5 protein-coding genes are annotated in these 6025 nt (G+C 27.2%); 3 read left to right on the top strand and 2 right to left on the bottom strand.

Annotated elements, in window-relative coordinates; genetic code table 11:
* Positions 1-249: 249 nt before the first annotated feature.
* Together K0040_RS16550 and K0040_RS16545 are read right to left on the bottom strand one after the other, a co-directional pair.
* Positions 250-1362: a peptidylprolyl isomerase gene (locus tag K0040_RS16550; RefSeq protein ID WP_228109853.1), complete on the bottom strand. Its 1113-nt coding sequence runs from the start codon at positions 1360-1362 to the stop codon at positions 250-252.
* A gap of 223 nt (positions 1363-1585) precedes the next feature.
* Entirely contained in the window at positions 1586-3121 is a 1536-nt protein-coding gene (locus K0040_RS16545; RefSeq protein WP_228109852.1) for an FAD-dependent oxidoreductase, read from the bottom strand.
* A 188-nt stretch (positions 3122-3309) separates the two neighbouring features.
* Here K0040_RS16545 and K0040_RS16540 point away from each other — a divergent pair, with 188 nt between their 5' ends.
* From K0040_RS16540 to nagB, 3 genes are read left to right on the top strand one after another with little or no spacing between them, the layout of a single operon-like run.
* Positions 3310-4047, top strand: coding sequence for a GntR family transcriptional regulator (locus K0040_RS16540; RefSeq protein WP_228109851.1), 738 nt, complete (start codon positions 3310-3312; stop codon positions 4045-4047).
* Between the two features lie 16 nt (positions 4048-4063).
* Complete coding sequence (gene nagA / locus K0040_RS16535; protein ID WP_228109850.1) at positions 4064-5212, top strand: N-acetylglucosamine-6-phosphate deacetylase; 1149 nt, start codon at positions 4064-4066, stop codon at positions 5210-5212.
* 41 nt (positions 5213-5253) lie between these two features.
* Positions 5254-6024, top strand: a complete 771-nt coding sequence (gene nagB / locus K0040_RS16530; RefSeq protein ID WP_228109849.1) for a glucosamine-6-phosphate deaminase — start codon at positions 5254-5256, stop codon at positions 6022-6024.
* The last annotated feature ends 1 nt before the right edge of the window (position 6025 follow it).

Here is a 6025-nt window from a genome sequence, read left to right as displayed (position 1 = left end):
CTAATTACGAACTATTTTCACAGTAAATCATCAATTTTTCGTTGAAATTTGATAGTCTATTAATTGTGTCTAAAAACACATAATATAAAATTCAATAAAATATGTTGACTTTAACTAGCTGGTCTTATTGTAGTTACATTTAGCATCATTATACGATGCCTTTTTTTATGTGTCTACTATAAGGGGATTATACTACATAAAAGGAGCCTTAATTATCATATCTATTTTTCATAATTTTAAATTTTAATATTACATATTTACTTTAACATCATATTTTTCTAAAGCATCTTCTAATAGCGTGCTTTGCTTATCATTGCTTAAAGTTTCTATTAGAGATTCTTTTACATCATCAAAATCACTATATTTTTCACCAGTCTTTTTAATAATATGATATCCATAATTAGTCTCCACTACCTTAGGATAAATTTCATTAGTTTTTAAAGAAAATGCTGCTTCTTCAAAGTTATCATCCATTTTTCCTTTGCTAAAATACCCTAAATCACCACCCTTACTAGAATTATAAGAGTCATTAGAATATTCAAGGGCTAAATCATCAAAATTTTCTCCTTTTAGGGCTCTTTTAAGTAGTTTTTCTGCTAATTCTTTATTTGCTTTCTTTTTATCATCACTTAATTCTTTTCCATTTTCATCGTAATTACTAATTAAGATATGAGATGCCCTTGTTTGGAAGAAATCTTTTTTATTATTGCTATAATAATTTTTAGCTTCTTTTTCACTTACTTTAGAGTTTTTTTGTAGATAGGTTGTTGCTATCATTTCTTTTTTTAAACTTTCTTTCATATAGTCTTTAGTAATATTAAACTTACTTAGATACGCATCCTCCGTCAAATTAAATGATGATTCAATTGATGACATAGTTTTAGAATAGTTACTATCAACTTCATCTTCTGTTACTGTAATCTTTGCTTGTGTTCCAGCTTTGTATAATGCTTCTAAGTTTGTCATATAATTTATTGTACTTGCTTCTTGAGATTCAATTTCTTCATTTGATAATTTCTTTAATCCTTGGTAATAGAAGTAGGGTTCCATTTTTTTTGCGAAATCTGCTCCTGTTATTTTTACATCTCCGACAGTAGCTAATACTTGTGATTTATTATAGGATTTATGAGTAGCAGGTAAAGTTCTTCCCATATCAATTCCTACATAAAAACCTGCTCCCATACCTATAATTGCTACAAATAGAATAATTAGTATTGTCTTACCTCTTTTACCTCCTATGTACTTTTTTAGTTTACTTTGCTTTTCTTCACTATTTTCTTTATGTGAATGATCTACAGTCTCGTCTGTAGTTTCTACAATATCAATGATTTCACTTTCTTTATTTGGTTTATCTTGAGACATTTGGATCCTCCTAAATTTATTTCTTATTTATATATTACAACATATAATATTTTTTGTGTGAATAGAAATGGAAAGTAACATGAAATTTATATGAATTTTGAAATATATTTATAGTTTTTGCAATAAAAAAGGAGTATTAATTACCGTTTCAATTAAGCCATCTACCGTATATTTAGTACGTCGTCATAATGATTTATTTTTTCATACTATTGTCCCTTATAAATTATAATATTTTAGGATCAATTTTGTTTTTACCTTTATCATAAGTCTTTAGAGGTCTCAGTGCTGGTCCATTTATAATCTCACCTTTATAAGAAAATCTACTTCCATGACATGGGCAATCCCAAGTCTTTTCACCACTATTAAAACGAAGTTCGCAGCCTAAATGGGTACAAGTAATATCTAGTATAAATAAATTGCCATTTTTATCTCTATACGCTCCACATCTCTTTCCATTTATACTTACTACTTTTCCTTCATCTTTGCCAGGCAGTTCACTACTTCCTGATATAAACTTTCCTTTTATATAGTCAAATGCAACTTCTATATTAGTTTCTAAAAACTTCACATTTAAATAGCTTTTTAATCTACTTGGATTATATAATTCCTCATATTTAGAATGGTTTTTAGTTATTAAATCTTTAATTAAAATAGCACCTACGCTACTATTACTAAGTCCCCATTTACTAGTTCCAGTTATAATATATACATTATTTTTTTCATTATTAATCCTTCCAATGTAGGGTATATTATCTAAGGAAACATAATCTTGGGTAGACCAGTCAGCTATAATATCTTTATCTTTCAAATGAAATGTCCCCTTAGCAAAGTCTTCTATGGCTTTAAAGTTATCGCACTCATTATTACATTTTCCAGTTTTATGATCATGACCCCCAGTTATTAAAAGCTCTCTTCCCTTATCATCTTTACAAGTTCTAAAGGTTCTAGTTGGCATTTCTACACTAATATAATTTCCTTCTGATATTTTATTTTTTAATTCTCCACATAATAAATATGATCTTGATGCTTCTTCTTTTGCAAAAAAAAGTCTTAAGCCATCATACCATGCATTACATGATGCTAATATTAAATTTTTTGCTCTAATAACATTGTTATTTCCACATTTAACTAAACATTCTTCATCAATATCTACATCAACTACAGGGGTATTTTCGTAAATTTTTACACCCATTTTTTGATTTATTTTTCCTAAAGAGTCTACATATCTTTTAGGATTAAATTGACCTTGATTTTTAAAACATAAAGCTCCTTTAATGCTTAGTGGTATTCCCTCAATAGAGCTCATATACTCACAAGGTATGTTTAATTCTTTACAAATTTCATATTCTTTTTTTATATCTTTAATATATTTTTCTTCTTCTGTATAAACAAAACTTGGAACTATTTTAAAATTACAATCTATATTATTGTCTTTTATTATGCTTTCAATAAGTTTTAATCCTTCCTCATTCGCATCATAGTAAAGTCTAGCTTTTTCACTAGAATACTCTTTTTCTATTGTAGAATATATAAGACCATGTTGACTGGTTACTTTCCCAGTGTTTCGTCCTGATACTCCAAATCCAATTTCATCAGCTTCTACAATGGTAACTTCCTTATTTTCTTTAGCTAATAAATATGCTGTAGTTAGTCCAGCTATACCACCACCTACTATTAAATAATCTGTGCTTATATCACTGTTTAAATCTTCATAGCTTTTCTTTTCTTCTGATGATAAAATCCAATATGAATTCTTCATTTTTTTCATCCTTTCATAGTTAATAATACTTATTATTAACTATAATTTACTAAAATATTTTCCATCTTTGTATAAATTATTTTATTCATATATATTTTTTATAAACTTGCTTTTTATAAATATATTATCTATAATTAAATTATAAAATTGGTATATACCAATAGGTATATACCATAAGGGAGAGAATGATGAAATTAGTAGATAAAAATTCACAAATACCTCTTTATATTCAACTTATAGAAATAATAAAAGATATGATTAATAAAAATGAATTACAAGAAGGACATTATTTAATGTCAGAAAGAGATATTTGTAAGATCCAAAATGTAAGCAGGATGACAGTTAATAAAGCTATTCTTAACTTAGTCAATGAAGGAGTCTTAGAAAGACGACAAGGAAAAGGCACCTTTGTTTCATATAAAAAACAAAAACTTACCTATGAGAAAATGCAAAGCTTTACAGAAATAGCAAATGAAAAAAAGCTTAAGGTGAAAAATGAAATTTTAAAATTTAAATTAGACAAACCTAATGATGCAGTTAAGGAGTACTTGCAAATAAAAGACGATTCTTTACTTGTTTTTCATATAGAAAGAGTCAGATTTGTTGATGAGGATCCTACAATACTAGAAAAAATATATATTCCTAAATATATGTGTCCAGATTTAAATGAAGATCTTATAAATAAAAATTCTTTGTATAAATTATATAGAGAAAAATATATGCACAAAACTCAATGTGCTAAACAAATTATTAATCCTATTGCATTAGATAAAATTCAATCAAAATTATTAAATGTTGATTTAAATTCCTTAGCTTTAAAAATTGATAGAGTTGTTTTTACTGATAAAGAAGACATTTTAGAGTATACTAGTTCTTTATTTATTACAGATAAACATCAGTATGAAGTAATACTTAATGAGGATTAACCATTTGGAGGGAGTAATGAAGGCTATTATCAATGGTAAAATAGTTACACAAAATAAAATAATAGAAGATAAAATTCTTTTATTTAATGATAAAATCATAGGATTTTATGACCAAGTAGAAGAAAATATAGAGATAGTTGATGCTAAAGGTCTTTACATTTGTCCTGGTCTAATTGATATACATGTTCATGGTAGTTGCAATTGCGATGTAATGGATAAATCTTTACAATCCATAACAACTATAGGTAATGGAATTAAGGAAAATGGTGTTACTTCTTTCTTACCAACTACAATGTCCATGTCAAAAGAAGATATATATGGCGCCCTTGATACCATAAGAGAAGCCATGAATATAAAATATGATGGTGCTCAAATTTTAGGAGCTCATTTAGAAGGACCTTTTATAAATAGTAAATATAAAGGTGCTCAAAGTGATAAGTTTATTCAAGTTCCTAACTTTTCTTTTATAGAAAACTATATAGATGTAATTAAAATAATATCTTATGCTCCTGAGGTTGATGATAGTTTAAATTTTACAAAGGATGTAAAAAATAAAACTGATATAACATTATCCATAGCTCATACTAATGCTACCTACGAAGAGGCTAAGCTTGCTATAAAATTAGGTGCATCAAATGTAACTCATTTATTTAATGCTATGACACCTTTGAACCATAGAAATCCTGGCGTAGTTGGAGCTGCTTTTACTAGTGATGTTTTCTGCGAAATAATTTGCGATAATATTCACGTAACTCCAGAGCTATTTCAATTTGTATTGAATAACAAAGGTAAGGATAAAGTAATATTAATAACTGATTGTATGAGAGCTGGTTGTATGGCAGATGGAAAATATGATTTAGGTGGTCAAGATGTTTTTGTAAAATGTGGTGTGGCAAGACTTGCTTCTGGTACTCTAGCAGGCAGTGTTTTAAGATTAAATAAGGCAGTCTATAATTATAAAAAACGCACAAACTTATCAATAAACGATGCAATAAATTTAGCTTCACTAAATCCTGCTAAATCAATAAATATGCATAAGACAAAAGGGAGCTTAGATATAAATAAAGATGCTGATATAGCATTATTTGACAAAGAATTCAATTGCTATATGACTATTTCTCATGGAGAAATTATTTTTAACAATTTAAATAAATTACTATATTAATAAATTACTAAATATATTATAAAATTTTGGAGGGATATATTATGAGAATAATAGTTTGTGAAAACTACGAATCATTAAGCAAAAAAGCAGCACAAATAGTAGGAAGTCAAATGATTTTAGAACCAGAATCAGTTCTTGGTCTTGCTACTGGAAGTACTCCTATAGGGATGTATAAAAACTTAATAAAGATGTATGAAGAAGGATTAATCGACTTCTCAAAAATTAAAACTTTTAACTTGGATGAATATTATAAACTTCCTATAGATAATGATCAAAGCTATCATTATTTTATGGACGAAAATTTATTTAATCATATAAATATAAATAGAGAAAATATATATATACCTAATGGTATGTCTGATGACATAGAATCTGAATGTGTTTTATATGACCAGTTAATTGATAATAATGGAGGCATTGATATACAAGTTCTTGGTATAGGAAATAATGCCCACATAGGATTCAATGAGCCTACTATAAACTTTAAAAATGGAACTCACGTAGTTACTTTAGATGAGTCTACAAGACAAGCTAATGCAAGATTTTTCAATAGCTTAGATGATGTTCCAACAAAAGCAATAACTATGGGAACAGGTTCAATATTCAAAAGTAAAAAAATATTACTTTTAGCAAGTGGCCAAAATAAAACTGAAGCAATTTATAATACAGTTCATGGAAAAATAACACCAGAAGTACCTTCATCTATATTACAATTACACAAAGATGTAATCATAATTCTTGATAAAGAAGCTGCTAGCCGTTTAAATGAAAATGATTATGAGTTAATTAAAGAATATGCAAAAATAAAATAAA

It is taken from the genome of Terrisporobacter petrolearius, assembly GCF_020748185.1.
GTDB classification, from domain to species: domain Bacteria; phylum Bacillota; class Clostridia; order Peptostreptococcales; family Peptostreptococcaceae; genus Terrisporobacter; species Terrisporobacter petrolearius.
Note: the sequence above shows the minus strand (reverse complement) of the source record. Positions and strands in the feature narration are given on the sequence as shown.

Coding starts and splice junctions, on each gene's coding strand:
- K0040_RS16540 (WP_228109851.1), top strand. CDS start 3,310: ATGAAATTAGTAGATAAAAATTCACAAATACCTCTTTATATTCAACTT.
- nagA (WP_228109850.1), top strand. CDS start 4,064: ATGAAGGCTATTATCAATGGTAAAATAGTTACACAAAATAAAATAATA.
- K0040_RS16545 (WP_228109852.1), bottom strand. CDS start 3,121: ATGAAGAATTCATATTGGATTTTATCATCAGAAGAAAAGAAAAGCTAT.
- nagB (WP_228109849.1), top strand. CDS start 5,254: ATGAGAATAATAGTTTGTGAAAACTACGAATCATTAAGCAAAAAAGCA.
- K0040_RS16550 (WP_228109853.1), bottom strand. CDS start 1,362: ATGTCTCAAGATAAACCAAATAAAGAAAGTGAAATCATTGATATTGTA.